At 56.6% G+C, this 14,561-nt stretch carries 14 protein-coding genes; 7 read left to right on the forward strand and 7 right to left on the reverse strand.

The window, feature by feature from the left end; genetic code table 11:
• Positions 1-883: 883 nt before the first annotated feature.
• On the forward strand, positions 884-2,104 hold the full coding sequence (locus ACMYSK_RS20935; protein ID WP_434638356.1) for an MFS transporter: 1,221 nt from the start codon (positions 884-886) through the stop codon (positions 2,102-2,104).
• Here the strand turns inward: ACMYSK_RS20935 and ACMYSK_RS20940 are convergent, their stop codons facing one another.
• Together ACMYSK_RS20940 and ACMYSK_RS20945 are read right to left on the reverse strand one after the other, a co-directional pair.
• Positions 2,105-2,662, reverse strand: a complete 558-nt coding sequence (locus ACMYSK_RS20940; protein ID WP_434638357.1) for a DcrB family lipoprotein — start codon at positions 2,660-2,662, stop codon at positions 2,105-2,107. It lies immediately after the preceding gene.
• Positions 2,663-2,735: 73 nt separating this feature from the next.
• Entirely contained in the window at positions 2,736-3,401 is a 666-nt protein-coding gene (locus tag ACMYSK_RS20945; protein ID WP_434638358.1) for a 7-cyano-7-deazaguanine/7-aminomethyl-7-deazaguanine transporter, read from the reverse strand.
• A 211-nt stretch (positions 3,402-3,612) separates the two neighbouring features.
• On the opposite strand from ACMYSK_RS20945, the gene tusA reads away from it, so the two are divergent.
• Positions 3,613-3,858 (forward strand): sulfurtransferase TusA, encoded by a 246-nt coding sequence (gene tusA, locus ACMYSK_RS20950; RefSeq protein WP_434644267.1) that lies wholly within the window; start codon positions 3,613-3,615, stop codon positions 3,856-3,858.
• 87 nt (positions 3,859-3,945) lie between these two features.
• On the opposite strand, the gene zntA is transcribed toward tusA, so the two are convergent.
• Positions 3,946-6,144, reverse strand: coding sequence for a Zn(II)/Cd(II)/Pb(II) translocating P-type ATPase ZntA (gene zntA / locus ACMYSK_RS20955; protein WP_434638359.1), 2,199 nt, complete (start codon positions 6,142-6,144; stop codon positions 3,946-3,948).
• 78 nt (positions 6,145-6,222) lie between these two features.
• Positions 6,223-6,849 (reverse strand): lysoplasmalogenase, encoded by a 627-nt coding sequence (locus ACMYSK_RS20960; protein WP_434638360.1) that lies wholly within the window; start codon positions 6,847-6,849, stop codon positions 6,223-6,225.
• Between the two features lie 141 nt (positions 6,850-6,990).
• Here ACMYSK_RS20960 and ACMYSK_RS20965 point away from each other — a divergent pair, with 141 nt between their 5' ends.
• On the forward strand, positions 6,991-7,350 hold the full coding sequence (locus ACMYSK_RS20965) for a DUF2500 domain-containing protein (protein WP_434638361.1): 360 nt from the start codon (positions 6,991-6,993) through the stop codon (positions 7,348-7,350).
• Between the two features lie 10 nt (positions 7,351-7,360).
• On the opposite strand, the gene ACMYSK_RS20970 is transcribed toward ACMYSK_RS20965, so the two are convergent.
• Together ACMYSK_RS20970 and rsmD are read right to left on the reverse strand one after the other, a co-directional pair.
• Entirely contained in the window at positions 7,361-7,639 is a 279-nt protein-coding gene (locus tag ACMYSK_RS20970) for a DUF1145 family protein (protein ID WP_123757275.1), read from the reverse strand.
• The gene (gene rsmD / locus ACMYSK_RS20975; RefSeq protein ID WP_434638362.1) at positions 7,629-8,225 is read right to left on the reverse strand and encodes a 16S rRNA (guanine(966)-N(2))-methyltransferase; all 597 of its coding nucleotides are present in this window, start codon (positions 8,223-8,225) and stop codon (positions 7,629-7,631) included. Before rsmD ends, ACMYSK_RS20970 begins: the two co-directional genes overlap by 11 nt.
• A gap of 191 nt (positions 8,226-8,416) precedes the next feature.
• Here rsmD and ftsY point away from each other — a divergent pair, with 191 nt between their 5' ends.
• From ftsY to rpoH, 4 genes are all read left to right on the forward strand, one after another.
• Positions 8,417-10,060 (forward strand): signal recognition particle-docking protein FtsY, encoded by a 1,644-nt coding sequence (gene ftsY / locus ACMYSK_RS20980; protein ID WP_434638363.1) that lies wholly within the window; start codon positions 8,417-8,419, stop codon positions 10,058-10,060.
• Between the two features lie 2 nt (positions 10,061-10,062).
• Complete coding sequence (gene ftsE, locus ACMYSK_RS20985; RefSeq protein ID WP_434638364.1) at positions 10,063-10,731, forward strand: cell division ATP-binding protein FtsE; 669 nt, start codon at positions 10,063-10,065, stop codon at positions 10,729-10,731.
• A complete protein-coding gene (ftsX, locus tag ACMYSK_RS20990; RefSeq protein ID WP_434638365.1) occupies positions 10,724-11,779 on the forward strand; it encodes a permease-like cell division protein FtsX in 1,056 nt (351 codons plus the stop codon). Before ftsE ends, ftsX begins: the two co-directional genes overlap by 8 nt.
• A 259-nt stretch (positions 11,780-12,038) precedes the next feature.
• Positions 12,039-12,893 (forward strand): RNA polymerase sigma factor RpoH, encoded by an 855-nt coding sequence (rpoH, locus tag ACMYSK_RS20995; protein WP_004868561.1) that lies wholly within the window; start codon positions 12,039-12,041, stop codon positions 12,891-12,893.
• Between the two features lie 51 nt (positions 12,894-12,944).
• Here rpoH and ACMYSK_RS21000 read toward each other — a convergent pair whose 3' ends face one another.
• Positions 12,945-14,468, reverse strand: a complete 1,524-nt coding sequence (locus tag ACMYSK_RS21000) for a PLP-dependent aminotransferase family protein (protein ID WP_434638366.1) — start codon at positions 14,466-14,468, stop codon at positions 12,945-12,947.
• Positions 14,469-14,561 lie beyond the last annotated feature (93 nt).

Raw genomic sequence — 14,561 nt, forward strand, 5'->3', positions numbered from 1 at the left:
AATTAAGCGAAGAACGCACCGACAAGCAAATTCACCGCATGGCAATTTATGACGCGAAGTCTGCGCGTATTTTCGATATTTTCACACGCCAGTGCAATTTATTATGGCAAATATTCTCGCCTGACAGAGATATACCGTTATTCCGTCAACAGGCCAGTGACCTGCCTCTGACATTTCCGCCACATCTTGTACAGAATGGCCTACGAATACATAGGATAATGCTGAATCCCGGTAGTGCAGCGGAATAGTCTCTGTCTCAATTCTTCGGTAGGAGATGCATACTTGCGGGTTATCCTCTGAATTAATGAGTGGAAGAAAATGCAATGAGAACGATTTCTGATTGACGTCCGCTGTCCGCGGTCCCCCGTACGACTTTCCTGTTAAATTCAGGTAATACAGTGAAATGACGGATGTGAAAAAATGAATACCAGACAGAATAAAATTCTGGATAAATAGGGCGGGCGAATTTCCGTTTTATCGTATGCGGTACAGGAGGCCGCATAATGCGGGAGTGCAGAGTCGCCGGTATCATTCCATCATGAGGCATGATTTTATGGGGTTGAATTTTCACAGCATAGCGAAATTGATCGCGTTCTGGGAACCTGCATTATTATTCTCGGGTGGGGAATAATCCGCGATATAGCACCATATTGTCGGAAGCATATAAATATGGCTAAAAACCATTAGTGGGTAGCCAGAGAAGCTTGCGGTAGGCAATATTTATATAGCAGGGATATTATTTAGCGCGGTAAGAACGCCAGCCGCGGCACAGAGAAATATCTCATCCGGCGTGGGAGGCTGCGTGATTTTTGGCTCAGTGGGCTGCTTTTGAGCAGGCGACGTGGTAATAGTGAAACACTGTTGTAAAAATCTGGTGGACCCGATGCCCGAACCCGTCGACGAACCGGCGCTGAATGGACTGCGCCTCAATCTGCGGATTGTCTCAGTTGTGATGTTTAACTTTGCCAGCTACCTGACAATTGGCCTGCCGTTAGCCGTCCTGCCAGGCTATGTGCATGACGTGATGGGATTCAGCGCGTTCTGGGCCGGGCTGGTGATTAGCCTGCAATATTTCGCAACCCTCCTCAGTCGCCCTCATGCCGGGCGCTATGCCGATCTCCTTGGTCCAAAAAAGATCGTTGTCTTCGGGCTGTGCGGCTGTTTTCTCAGCGGTGCGAGCTATCTGCTGGCGGCTGTCAGCAGCGGCTGGCCGTTCGTTAGCCTGGTTCTGCTGTGTCTTGGCCGCGTAATTCTCGGCATCGGGCAAAGCTTTGCTGGCACTGGTTCAACGCTATGGGGCGTGGGCGTGGTGGGGTCGTTACACATCGGGCGCGTTATTTCGTGGAACGGCATCGTGACCTACGGGGCGATGGCGATGGGGGCGCCGCTGGGCGTGCTCTGTTACTCCCTCGTGGGTCTGCATGGGCTGGCATGGACGATAATGATCGTGGCACTGATAGCTATCCTGTGCGCGCTGCCGAGGGCGGCGGTCAGGGCAACAAAGGGCAAGGCGATGTCATTTCGCGCCGTGCTTGGCCGGGTCTGGCCGTATGGAATGGCTCTGGCGCTGGCTTCTGCCGGGTTTGGTACGATCGCGACGTTTATTACCCTGTTTTACGACGCGAAAGGCTGGGACGGCGCGGCGTTTGCGCTGACGCTGTTTAGCTGCGCGTTTGTTGGCACGCGTCTGTTGTTCCCCAACGGGATTAATCGTCTGGGGGGACTCAACGTCGCGATGCTGTGCTTTAGCGTTGAGATTGCCGGGCTCTTGCTGGTGGGGCTGGCTGATAGCTCGCTGATGGCGAAAATCGGGACCTTCTTTGCCGGTGCCGGTTTTTCACTGGTCTTCCCTGCGCTGGGGGTGGTCGCGGTGAAGGCGGTGCCGCAGCAGAATCAGGGTTCGGCGCTGGCGACCTATACGGTATTTATGGATCTGTCTTTAGGGATTACCGGTCCGCTTGCCGGGCTGCTGATGGCATGGGCCGGGATTTCTACGATTTATCTGGCGGCGGCGGGGCTGGTTGCGGTGGCGCTGTTGCTAAGCTGGCGGTTAAAAAAACGGCCCCCGGTTGTTGCTCCGGAGGCCGCGGCGTCGGGCCAGTAGTTACTGGATGACGAGGGTGTTGATGATGTTTTCAGCCGCGCTTTGCGCCTGCTGCTGGTTGTCTGCCGGCAGCGTGATCTGCAGGGTCAGCAGCTTATCGTCAACCTTGCCGAGGATAACGGAAGACCAGGCGGTCTGCCCCTTGGCGGAGATGATGCTGTCCAGCTGTTGCAGCGTGTGACCTTTGATCTCAATTGATTTATTAGTGACAACCTGCAGCTGCGGATCGCGGCTGCGCTGCTGATCTTCCAGGCGCTGAGCCAGCACGCTTAATTCTTCACTGGTGGTGTCGCCGACAATCACGATCACTGCTTTCTGCCCGGTGACGTCAGAATAGACGTGCATGTTGTTGGCCTGGGTTCCCAGCTTGCCGCTCTGGTCGGTCATTCCTGCTGGCAGGGAGAAACTCAGCTTCCCATCCAGCAGGCTGATATTTTGCCCACTGGCGTTGCTTTCTGCTGCTGCCCCTTCGGTTGGCGCTTTTGAATCGCTGTTATCACAGGCCGCAAGCCCCATAACCAGCAGGCCAATACCGACATATTTAACCAAATTGCGCATTGACATCTTCCTTTCGATAAACGGCCATTAACGGCTCATCCGCGTATCTTATCACATCAGCCTGCGAGTACTCTTAACCTGGCTGCAATGCTGATAAATCAGATTTATCTGCCAGTTTTTTCATCAGCATATTCAACAGCATGCCATACATCGGCAGGAAGAAAGCAATGCTAATCAGTACCTTGAAGCTGTAGTCGACAATCGCGATTTCTCCCCAGTTTGCCGCCATAAACGGGTCCGGGCTGCGCCAGAACGCAATGAAGAAAAAGGCCAGGGTATCGCTGACGTTGCCGAACAGGGTAGAGGCGGTTGGCGCCAGCCACCAGCGACGGTTCTGCCGCAGGCGGTTAAAGACGTGGACATCGAGGATCTGGCCCAGCGCGTAGGCCATAAAGCTGGCGGCAGCGATACGAGCGACGAACAGGTTAAAGTGGGTCAGCGCAGCAAAACCTTGCCACTCGCCCATATAGAACAGGGACGAAACGCCATAGGAGATCAGCAGCGCAGGGACCATCACCGCAAGGATAATGCGTCGCGCCAGCGGAGCGCCGAAAATTCGCACCGTCAGATCGGTTGCCAGGAAGATAAACGGAAAGCTGAATGCACCCCAGGTGGTATGAAAACCAAAAATGGAGATCGGGAGCTGCACCAGATAGTTACTGGAGGTGATAACCAGCAAATGGAAAAGAGAAAGCCAGACCAGCGCTTTTTGACGCTGTGACGTCGTAAATGGACTCATATTGTGACCTTTTTAGTGATTGGGGTGAGGGAACCCAATAAATCAATACTCGCGCGGTGGCTTGCCAGCGTGCGTGTACCAGCGTGAAGCGGCAGAATGATACTGCGTTGAGCAGGTAATGCAACGGTTGTTTTTCGCGCAAACGTTAACCTGGCTTGCGTAGCGGAAAAGTGGGGGTAAACTAGGGCCGTTTTGTTGATGTGAGATGAAAATGACCGAACTTTTCTCCAGTCCTGACCACACTCTGGATGCTCAGGGCCTGCGTTGCCCGGAGCCAGTGATGATGGTGCGTAAGACCGTACGTACGATGCCGGTGGGCGAGACGCTGCTGATTATCGCCGACGATCCGGCTACAACTCGCGATATTCCGGGCTTTTGCCGCTTTATGGAACATGAGCTGGTTGCGCAGGAAACCGAGGCGCTGCCCTACCGTTATCTGATTCGCAAAAGCCATTAAGCACGGGTTTGCGTACCGCGCTGCCAAGGACAAAGATCTCTGGCTCCCGTAGCCCCGGTAGGCAACGCGCCACCGGGGTCTCTCCGCTTATTTCTTACGTAACAGTCGCAGGGCGTTTGCGGTCACCAGCACCGTCGCCCCCGTATCGGCCAGCACGGCCAGCCACAGCCCGGTCAGTCCGAGCAGCGTGGTGATAAGGAAAATGCCCTTCAGCCCAAGCGCAATCGCGATGTTCTGGCGGATGTTGGCGTGGGTGGCTCGGGCCAGAGAGATCATCTGCGCCAGACCAGTTAAGCGATTATGCGTCAGGGCGGCATCGGCGGTTTCCAGCGCCACGTCGGTTCCGCTGCCCATCGCAATGCCGATGGTGGCGGCCTTCATCGCCGGTGCGTCATTAATCCCGTCCCCGACCATGGCCAGCGGTGCAGCGGCGTTGAGCGCCGTAACCGCTTCCACTTTATCGGCTGGCAGCAGCCCGGCACGGAATTCCAGCCCCAGCTCTCCGGCAATGGCGGCCGCTGCACGCGGATTATCGCCGGTGAGGATCACCCCTTGCACTCCCAGACGATGCAGGTCATCGACCGCCTGGCGGGCGTCATCGCGCAGCGTATCCTGCAGTGCCAGAATGCCGAGCAGAGACTGCTCGCGCAGCACCAGTACCACCGTCTGACCGGCGCTTTCAAGCTGTTGAATCTGCGCCTCATGCCGGGGAGCCGCACCGTTACCCGCCGCGCAAATCAAGACGCGACGGCCGTCGACTTCGGCTTCAATACCGGAACCTGCCAGCGCACGCTGGTCGCGGGCGGACGGAATCACCAGCTGGCGTTGCTGAGCTTCGCGCACGATAGCCTGCGCCAGCGGGTGGCTGGAGCCTTGTTCTACCGCCGCGGCCAGTGCCAGCAGGTTATTTTCATCTTCGTCATTCAGCGGGATTGCGGCGGTGACGCGCGGTTGGCCGACGGTCAACGTCCCGGTCTTGTCAAAGGCCACCTGGCGTACGCGGCCCAGTTGCTCAAGCGCTGCCCCCCCTTTAATCAGGGCACCGCGACGGGCCGCCACTGCCAGCCCGGACGTAATGGCCGCCGGAGTGGAAATAACCAGCGCACAGGGGCAACCGATCAGCAGCAGCGTCAGACCCTTGTAGATCCACGGCAGCCACGTGGCGGCAAAAAACAGCGGCGGTACGATAGCGACCAGCAGGGCGATGGCCATAATGGCCGGCGTATAGACCCGGCTGAAGCGATCGATAAAGCGTTCAATTGGTGCCCGGCGTTCCTCTGCCTCTTCAATCAGCTTCAGAATGCGGTCAATGGCGCTGTCACCCGGCTCTGAAATCACCGTTAGCTGAACCAGGCGGTCGACGCTGGTAGCCCCTGCCGCCACGCGCTCGCCGGAATGGCGTTCGACCGGCACGGATTCGCCGGTTAAGGCGCTCTCGTCGAAGCTGGCGAACGGCGTGTTCAACTGACCATCTGCGGGTAAACGACCGCCTGCCGCGACTTCAATGACGTCGCCGGGGCGGAGATCGCGCTGGGCGACGGTTTCCCGCACGCCGTCACGCAGGCGAGTGGCGGTATCGGGTTTTAACGCCATCAGGGCGCTCACGCCCTGACGGGCACGGCTGGCGGCCCAGCCCTCAAGACGCTCGCCAATCATGAACAGCAGCAGCACCATTGCGGCTTCGGCCGTTGCGCCGATAAACAGCGCCCCGATGGCGGCGACGCTCATCAGTGTTTCAATAGCGAACCAGCTGCCGCTGCGGATCAGGCGTACTGCCTGGCGGGCGACGGGCCACAGGCCTACCAGCGTGGTGGCAATAAACGCCAGCTCGCCGAAGGGGTGATTAAATTGTTCCAGACCCCAGCTCAGCGCCATCAGCAGCAACAGCGTTATCAGTGGCAGGTTCTCGCGCAGGCGAGAGGTTTCCGGCGGCGGGGTGCTTTCATCGCGCAGCGTGTAGCCCACGGCACGCACTGCGCTTTCTACGGCTGAGCGGATATCGGTATCGGCATTGACCAGCAGTTTTTCGGTAGCAAACAGAACCTGCACCTGGCCGACGCCCGGAACCTGACGCACCGCATTTTCGACCTTACGGGCGCAGGCAGCGCAGTCCATACCTTCGACCAGCCAGCTGTAGCGCGCCTCGTTGAGTGCGTCGCTGTCGGGAGTGGCATTGGCGGTACAGCCTGATTCTGTGCAGCAGCTGTCAGCCTCGGCGGCAACCGGCTTTAATTTGAATGACGAGAACTGCGGGACTTTTTTATCCTGAGCTTCTGGCGTCGACATGGGACCCTCCGGGCAATGATAATTTTCTCATTACCCAAAGGATACACTCTGGAGTCGACTCCAGAGTCAAGCGCTAAATTAGAGGTACAGTGCGCGGACGATCAGGAAGTGGCCGGCAAAGTAGAAGGCGGCGGCGATGGCATTATCGGCGCGAAAACGACGGCGATAGTGGCTGATCAGCCAGACGATATTGCTCAGGAGCAGGAATGTTGCGCCGGCGAAGCCTGAAAGCGCGGTATCTGTCGGACGGAAGAACCATAGCTCACCGGCCAGCCAGACCATCACCAGCGTCATACCAATGAAGGTGAACACCGGCATGCGCAGATCTTCCAGCCGACTCCAGATAACCGCCAACAGCAGCGCGCCGATAACCAGCAGCACCAGCGGCAGCGGCCAGAAAAACGACATTGTCATCTGGCTGGCAAACCAGATTGTGTACAGCAGGTGCGACAGGAAAAAGGCGCCCACCGCATACATCACCCGCTGACGCGGCAGCAGCGTTAATGCATCACCCAGTAACGAGGCGCACAGCCCGGCGAGCACCAGGTAGCTGATGGCGTTGAACATCGGCGCCTGCCAGGCCAGCAGCAGTAGCAGGATCAGCGTGACGGGTTTAAAAACCCAGCGTTGCCACGTGGGGCCGCGATAGGATGCATCGACATAAAGCCACGCGGAGAAACAGACAGCAATAAACGACCAAAGCATAGTAAGTCCTTGTATCTGTTATTATTAAATGGTTGATGTATTGACGGTACTGAATTCTAGTGTAGTGGTTCGGAGCGGCAGATGACAATGTTAATCAAGGCGCGGTATGCTAATTCCTGAGAATTCTTATGGGTTAGATCAATGAGCAAGGTTCCGCTGTTTTTTATTCTCGTCGTCGCCGTCATTGTGGTGGCCGCCTCGGTGCGCTATGTCCAGCAGCGACGGGAAAGTATGGATAATGACGCTGCGCCAGTACTACAAAAGCGGGTGGTGGTGAGTAATAAGCGGGAAAAGGTGATTAACGATCGCCGGTCGCGCCAGCAAACCGTGGCGCCTGCCGGGAGCGATACGCGCTATGACGCGAGCTTCAGGCCGCAAAGCGGTGGTCTGGAAGTGAGTTTTCGACTTGAGGCGGCGCAATATCATGCGCTGAGCGTCGGTGACCGGGGAACGCTGAGTTATCAAGGCTCAAGGTTTGTCGCGTTTACGCCAGAACCTTGAGCCAGGAGGATTACTTCTTACGTAGCGTGGCCTTGAGCTTTTTCTGCCAGGCCACCAGTTCGAACACGCCGAAGACAAAAATGCGAACCTGCTCGAAGCGGCCCAGCGGCGGGGCATCTTTCGGCTGGGTGGCCTTCAGCAGCGTCAGCTGCAGGCCGTGCATCAGGATCATAAAGATCAGCGCGACGTTAACGAAGATGTTCAGCGGCTTCGGAAAAGGCTGAAACAGGTTTAATAGCAAGAATGCCCAGACGCACAGCATCAACACGCGGCCAAAATTAATCAGCATGATTTTCTCCTTGTGCCTCACGTTGATAGAGACGGTAGGCGACCTGTCCGGCCACTTTTTCACGATACAGGTGCCAGCTTGTCGGCACCGGCGGTAAACCATTTTCGACTTCGCTCTCAACATAGATAAGCGCGTCATCGGCGAGCCAGCCGTTATTTTCCAGCAGGCGCAGCGTCTCTTCCAGCAGACCTTTGCGAAAAGGCGGGTCGACAAACACGATATGGTGCGGCGTTCCGGGCTGATTGAGATAGCTGAGCGTATTGGTGTTGACCACCTTGCCATGGTTGGCTTTCAGGGTCGCCAGGTTTTTTTGCAGCTGCTGGGCGACGCCGCGCTCCATTTCCAGAAGCGTTGTGCTGCCTGCATAGCGCGAGAGCGCTTCCAGCCCGAGGGCACCGCTACCGGCAAAGCAATCAAGGCAGTGCGCGTCGACCATTACAGGCGCCAGCCAGTTAAAAAGGGTTTCACGGACCCGGTCGGTGGTCGGGCGCAGGCCCGGGCTCTCCGGCACCGGTAATTTCCGGCCCCGCCATTGCCCACCAATAATGCGGATCTGGCCGCTGCCCGCGTGGTTTGGTTTCTTCATCTCTTTGCTCTGGTCTCCACTTTCAGCCCGCTATTCTAGCGATCGAACGCGGATGACGAAACCTTAATCCGGGGGCGGTGATGCGAGTTAAGTTAAGTGATAGACTATCCGACTAATTTCATCATTTTTCAGCTTCCGCTATTGTTATGCCGAAGCTGTGCCATGAATAAACAGCGGGAGTGTCGTCGCAAATGGCAAAAGAGAAAAAACGTGGCTTCTTTTCCTGGCTGGGCTTTGGACAGAAAGAGCAGGCGCAGGAAACCGAGACCGAACAGAAAGTAGAAGGGCAAACCGAGGTTGCTGAACAGCATCCGGCTGCGGAGTTGCCTGCTGAGGCGGTTGCGGCACCAGAGGCGGATGCGGTGAGCGCACCTGCAGAGGAAAAAGAGGACCCGGAAGCCTTTGCAGCCGATGTCGTTGAGGTCACTGAACAGGTTGCTGAGAGCGAGTTACCGCATTCGGCACCGATGACGCCAGCGGCTGAAGCCCCGGTCGACGTCGAAGAGATCCCTCAGCCGCACGTTGCTATCGAAGCGACGCCGGTTGTCCACGCGACGGAAGAAGAGGTCGCCGTTGAACCGGTTATCGCGGAGACCGTTGTTGAAGATGCTGTTGTTGAAGAGCCTCGGGCGCAAGACGCTGTCGTCGCAGAGCCGCTGGTTGAAGAGATTATCGCTCAGCCGGTTGTCGCGGAAGCGGTCGCCGGGCAGACGCCGGAAGTCGCCGCTGTTGTAGAAGAGACGGCGAGCGATGAGACGCTCGATGAAGAGCAGTCCGAACCTGCGCTGTCTGATGAAGAGCTGGAAGCTCTGGCGCTGGCCTCACAACCTCTTGATGATGAAGAGGTTGCTGAAGCACAAGAAGAAGAGGGCCAGCCGGAGGATACCGCGCAGCAGGAGCAGGAAAAACCGACGAAAGAGGGCTTTTTCGCCCGTCTGAAGCGCAGCCTGATTAAAACCAAGCAGAACCTCGGTTCCGGATTTATCAGTCTGTTCCGCGGCAAAAAAATCGACGATGATCTGTTTGAAGAGCTGGAAGAGCAGCTGCTGATTGCCGATGTTGGTGTGGAAACAACGCGTAAGATCATTACGAATCTTACCGAAGGCGCGAGCCGTAAGCAGCTCCGCGATGCGGAAGCGCTGTATGGCCTGCTGAAAGAAGAGATGGGCGATATCCTCGCGAAAGTGGATGAGCCACTGAATGTTGAAGGGAAAACGCCATTTGTTATTCTGATGGTTGGCGTGAACGGCGTGGGCAAAACGACCACCATTGGCAAGCTGGCGCGTCAGTTCGAGCAGCAGGGTAAATCGGTGATGCTGGCGGCAGGGGATACCTTCCGCGCCGCTGCGGTAGAGCAGCTGCAGGTCTGGGGTCAACGTAACAACATCCCGGTGATTGCCCAGCATACCGGTGCGGACTCGGCATCGGTCATCTTCGATGCTATCCAGGCCGCGAAGGCGCGCAACGTTGACGTGCTGATCGCCGATACGGCGGGCCGCCTGCAGAATAAATCGCACCTGATGGAAGAGCTGAAAAAGATCGTCCGCGTAATGAAAAAACTGGACGAAGATGCGCCGCATGAGGTCATGCTAACCATTGATGCCAGTACCGGGCAAAATGCGATTAGCCAGGCCAAACTGTTCCATGAAGCCGTTGGGTTGACCGGTATTACGCTGACTAAGCTGGATGGCACTGCGAAGGGGGGCGTTATCTTCTCCGTCGCCGACCAGTTCAGTATTCCGATTCGCTATATTGGCGTCGGTGAACGTATTGAGGATCTGCGTCCGTTTAACGCGGGCGACTTTATTGAGGCACTTTTTGCCCGAGAGGATTAATCATGATTCGCTTTGAACAAGTCAGCAAAGCCTATCTCGGTGGGAGACAAGCGCTGCAGGGGGTGAACTTCCACCTGCAGTCGGGCGAGATGGCATTTCTGACCGGCCACTCCGGCGCGGGGAAAAGTACCCTGCTTAAGCTTATCTGCGGTATCGAACGGCCGAGCGCCGGGAAAATCTTATTCGGCGGCCATGATATTAGCCGCCTGAAGAGCCGTGAGGTGCCGTTTTTGCGCCGCCAGATCGGGATGATTTTCCAGGACCACCACCTGCTGATGGACCGTACGGTGTTTGATAATGTGGCTATCCCGCTGATTATTGCTGGCGCCAGCGGGGATGACATTCGCCGTCGCGTGTCGGCGGCGCTGGACAAGGTCGGGCTGCTGGACAAAGCGAAAAACCTCCCTATCCAACTTTCCGGCGGGGAACAGCAGCGCGTGGGGATTGCCCGCGCGGTGGTGAATAAGCCCGCTGTGCTGCTGGCGGACGAACCAACCGGTAACCTTGATGAGGCGCTCTCGGAAGGCATTTTACGTCTGTTTGAGGAGTTTAACCGCGTAGGGGTAACGGTTCTGATGGCGACGCACGACATGGGGCTGATTTCCAGTCGCTCGTATCGCATGCTGACCCTGAGCGACGGTCATATGCATGGAGGCCATTGGGGTGAATAAGCGCGACGCAATAAACCAAATTCGCCAGTTCGGCAGCAGATTCGATCGCTTACGCAATGGCGCAGGCGCTGGCGGCGGTGGACGTAATGCCCCGAAGCGGCCGAAAGCGGCACCGAACCCGGCTTCCCGTAAGAGCAACGTCTTTAACGAACAGGTGCGCTATGCCTGGCATGGCGCGGTGCAGGATCTGAAAAGTACGCCGCTGGCCACGTTCCTGACGATTATGGTTATCGCCATTTCGCTGACGCTGCCGAGCGTATGCTACATGGTGTACAAAAACGTCAACAGCGCGGCGGCGCAGTACTATCCGTCACCGCAGATCACCGTTTATCTTGAAAAAACGCTGGACGATGACGCCGCGGCGCGGGTGGTAGGCCAGCTCCAGGCGGAGCAAGGCGTGGAGAAGGTCAACTATTTGTCGCGGGATGAAGCGCTAGGGGAGTTCCGCAACTGGTCTGGTTTCGGCGGCGCCCTGGATATGCTGGAAGAGAACCCGCTGCCGGCCGTGGCGATTGTCGTGCCGAAGCTGGATTTCCAGAGCACCAATGCACTGAATACCCTGCGCGATCGCGTGACGCACATTCAGGGCGTGGACGAAGTGCGTATGGATGACAGCTGGTTTGCTCGCCTCTCCTCGTTGACCGGGCTGGTGGGCCGGGTGTCGGCGCTGATTGGCGTGCTGATGGTCGCGGCGGTATTCCTCGTTATTGGCAACAGCGTGCGTCTGAGCATTTTCGCCCGCCGCGATACCATTAACGTGCAAAAACTGATTGGTGCGACCGACGGCTTCATCCTGCGTCCGTTCCTGTATGGCGGTGCGTTGCTGGGCTTCTGCGGTGCCTTTTTGTCGCTGATTCTCTCGGAAATTATGGTGATGCGTCTGTCATCTGCAGTGACGGAAGTGGCGCAGGTATTTGGAACGAAGTTTGAACTCAGCGGGTTAGGGTTCGACGAGTGCCTGCTGATGCTGATTGTCTGCTCGATGATCGGTTGGGTTGCGGCCTGGCTGGCTACCGTTCAACATTTACGTCACTTTACCCCCGATTAAAAAAAGTCTGATATAATCTTTCCCTGCACTGATGAATGTCTCTCTGCAGGGAAAGAGTCCCTGTTGTCTCTTCCCTACGTTTTCATTTCCATGTCACATTTTGTGCGTAATCTATTCACATCGTTGCATGGAACTTGTGGATAAAATCACTGTCTGATACTAATGTGGGTGATATTCTCGTTGCTCATAAACGCTGGCATGTTTGTTGCTCATCTCGCAGGAACCATCACGTCAGACGATATCGATTGAGAGGATTTGAATGACCAAAGATATGCAAACTTTAGCTTTAGCCCCCGTTGGTAACCTGGAATCGTATATCCGGGCTGCAAACAGCTGGCCGATGTTGTCGGCCGATGAAGAGCGGGAGCTTGCTGAAAAGCTGCATTACCAGGGCGATCTGGAAGCAGCGAAAAGGCTGATCCTGTCTCACCTGCGCTTTGTTGTTCATATTGCTCGTAATTACTCGGGCTATGGCCTGCCGCAGGCGGATTTGATTCAGGAAGGCAATATCGGCCTGATGAAAGCCGTACGTCGTTTCAACCCGGAAGTGGGCGTGCGTCTGGTTTCCTTCGCCGTGCACTGGATTAAGGCTGAAATTCATGAATACGTCCTGCGTAACTGGCGTATTGTGAAAGTCGCTACGACGAAAGCGCAGCGTAAGCTGTTCTTTAACCTGCGTAAAACCAAGCAGCGTCTGGGCTGGTTTAACCAGGATGAAGTCGAAATGGTGGCCCGCGAGCTGGGCGTGTCGAGCAAAGACGTACGTGAAATGGAATCCCGTATGGCGGCGCAGGACATGACCTTTGATATGTCGTCGGATGATGAGTCCGATAGCCAGCCGATGGCGCCGGTGCTCTACCTGCAGGATAAAACATCTAACTTTGCCGATGGCATTGAAGATGATAACTGGGAAGAGCAGGCGGCCAACAAGCTGACTGACGCGATGCAGGGCCTGGACGAGCGTAGTCAGGACATCATCCGCGCCCGCTGGCTGGACGAAGACAACAAGTCGACGTTGCAGGAACTGGCTGATCGCTATGGTGTGTCGGCTGAGCGCGTGCGCCAGCTGGAAAAGAACGCGATGAAGAAACTGCGTACTGCCATCGAAGCGTAACGCGAAAGCGTGCATGCTTGCCTCTTCGCAGGCACCCGATAACGCCCCACATTACGTTGGGGCGTTTTGTTTTTCTGCGTCTGCTCCGCTGAGCAACACCTGAGGGCATAGTGCCTGTAAACACCCCAGCAGGATATGAAAGGCCGGCTCCATTTGCGTCTCTGCCAGGCTGGCAAAACCCATCAACAGCCCTTTCTTACGCTGCTCCGTCAGATAGTAGCGTGAGAGCGGACGCACCAGAATATTGTGGGCATTCGCCTGCTGCGCGATGGCCACATCATCCGCATCGTCTGGCAGGTTCAAAATCAGATGCAGGCCGGCGTTATCGCTGAAATCTGACAGCGCGTGCGGGATACAATAGCGCTGAATCAGCTCGGTCAGGCAGGCGCGACGGCGGCTGTAAAGCAGGCGCATGCGTCGGATATGGGCGGAGTAATGGCCCGCGTTAATAAATTCCGCCAGCGCCATCTGTATCAGCGAATGGCCGCCGCGATACAGTTCGGCATGGGCGCTTTTCAGATCGCCCGTCAGCGGGCGAGGCAGCACCACATACCCCATTCGTAGCCCCGGATAGAGCGTCTTACTGAACGTGCCGATGTAAACGACCGGCGCATCGGCAACCAGCCCCTGCAGCGCCGGAATCGGCTGTCCGGAAAAACGAAATTCACTGTCGTAATCGTCCTCGACGATCCAGCTCCCGTGCTGGCGTGCGAGGGCCAGCAGGCGCTGACGGCGCTCAAGACTCATCACCGCGCCCAGCGGATATTGATGCGATGGCGTAACAAAAATCAGGTGCGGCGACTCCTCGACCGTCTCCGGTGGGCACAGTCCGTTGGCGTCGACGGTTATTGGTTTGACCCGCACATTGTTCATCGCCAGCACGTGGCGGATCCCCCAGTAGGAGGGTTCCTCGACCCACGCCAGATCGCCACTATCGCAGAGCATACGTGTCACCAGGTCGATCGCCTGATGAATCCCTTCCGTAATAAGAATTTGATCTGCCTGACAATGGACGCCGCGCGACACGCGAAGGTAATCCACTAACGCCTGCTGCAGTTCCGGCGTACCGCCGTTACAGCTGTAGCTCAGCCGCTCGGGCTTCGGACGACGGCTGATTCGAGCCTGAATCTTGCTGAACAGCGGATGGGGGAAGGCATTGACGTCCGGTACGCCGGGGATAAATGCTCCCCACTGGCGCGGGCTGGCGCTGACGTGAGTAAGCAACTGTTGTCCGCGGCGGGATAAAAAGGGCGCTGCCATCGGGTCGCTGCTGTTTTCGGCAATGCTACCAGCAGAAAGAGAAATATCTGGTCCGGTTTTCGCGACGAATGTGCCGCTTCCGCGGCGGGAGACCACATATCCTTCCGCCAGTAATTGTTCATAAGTTGTTAATATGGTGTTTCTTGAAACGCCAAGCTCTCCGGCCAAATCTCGTGAGGGAGGCAGGCGACTGTGAGGCGGTAAAGAACCGTCCAGAATCGACCGGCGAACCGCGTTGTATAAGCGTTTGTGCAAGAGTGGGTCCGTCTCTTCCTGCAATCTGACCAGCACAAGGTCACCGACGAGTGAACGCATTGGATCCCTCAGATAATCTAAATTGGTACTCGATTATAGGGCCAACTCCTGTGTAAATAAACGACATAGTTTCTAGATTGTTGCGATAACGTG

The organism is Klebsiella sp. I138 (assembly GCF_051131765.1).
Taxonomy (GTDB): domain Bacteria; phylum Pseudomonadota; class Gammaproteobacteria; order Enterobacterales; family Enterobacteriaceae; genus Klebsiella.

Excerpts from the sequence above, each read along its gene's own strand:
- ACMYSK_RS20935 (WP_434638356.1), top strand. The coding sequence starts at position 884 with ATGCCCGAACCCGTCGACGAACCGGCGCTGAATGGACTGCGCCTCAAT.
- ACMYSK_RS20940 (WP_434638357.1), bottom strand. The coding sequence starts at position 2,662 with ATGCGCAATTTGGTTAAATATGTCGGTATTGGCCTGCTGGTTATGGGG.
- ACMYSK_RS20945 (WP_434638358.1), bottom strand. The coding sequence starts at position 3,401 with ATGAGTCCATTTACGACGTCACAGCGTCAAAAAGCGCTGGTCTGGCTT.
- tusA (WP_434644267.1), top strand. The coding sequence starts at position 3,613 with ATGACCGAACTTTTCTCCAGTCCTGACCACACTCTGGATGCTCAGGGC.
- zntA (WP_434638359.1), bottom strand. The coding sequence starts at position 6,144 with ATGTCGACGCCAGAAGCTCAGGATAAAAAAGTCCCGCAGTTCTCGTCA.
- ACMYSK_RS20960 (WP_434638360.1), bottom strand. The coding sequence starts at position 6,849 with ATGCTTTGGTCGTTTATTGCTGTCTGTTTCTCCGCGTGGCTTTATGTC.
- ACMYSK_RS20965 (WP_434638361.1), top strand. The coding sequence starts at position 6,991 with ATGAGCAAGGTTCCGCTGTTTTTTATTCTCGTCGTCGCCGTCATTGTG.
- ACMYSK_RS20970 (WP_123757275.1), bottom strand. The coding sequence starts at position 7,639 with ATGCTGATTAATTTTGGCCGCGTGTTGATGCTGTGCGTCTGGGCATTC.
- rsmD (WP_434638362.1), bottom strand. The coding sequence starts at position 8,225 with ATGAAGAAACCAAACCACGCGGGCAGCGGCCAGATCCGCATTATTGGT.
- ftsY (WP_434638363.1), top strand. The coding sequence starts at position 8,417 with ATGGCAAAAGAGAAAAAACGTGGCTTCTTTTCCTGGCTGGGCTTTGGA.
- ftsE (WP_434638364.1), top strand. The coding sequence starts at position 10,063 with ATGATTCGCTTTGAACAAGTCAGCAAAGCCTATCTCGGTGGGAGACAA.
- rpoH (WP_004868561.1), top strand. The coding sequence starts at position 12,039 with ATGACCAAAGATATGCAAACTTTAGCTTTAGCCCCCGTTGGTAACCTG.
- ACMYSK_RS21000 (WP_434638366.1), bottom strand. The coding sequence starts at position 14,468 with ATGCGTTCACTCGTCGGTGACCTTGTGCTGGTCAGATTGCAGGAAGAG.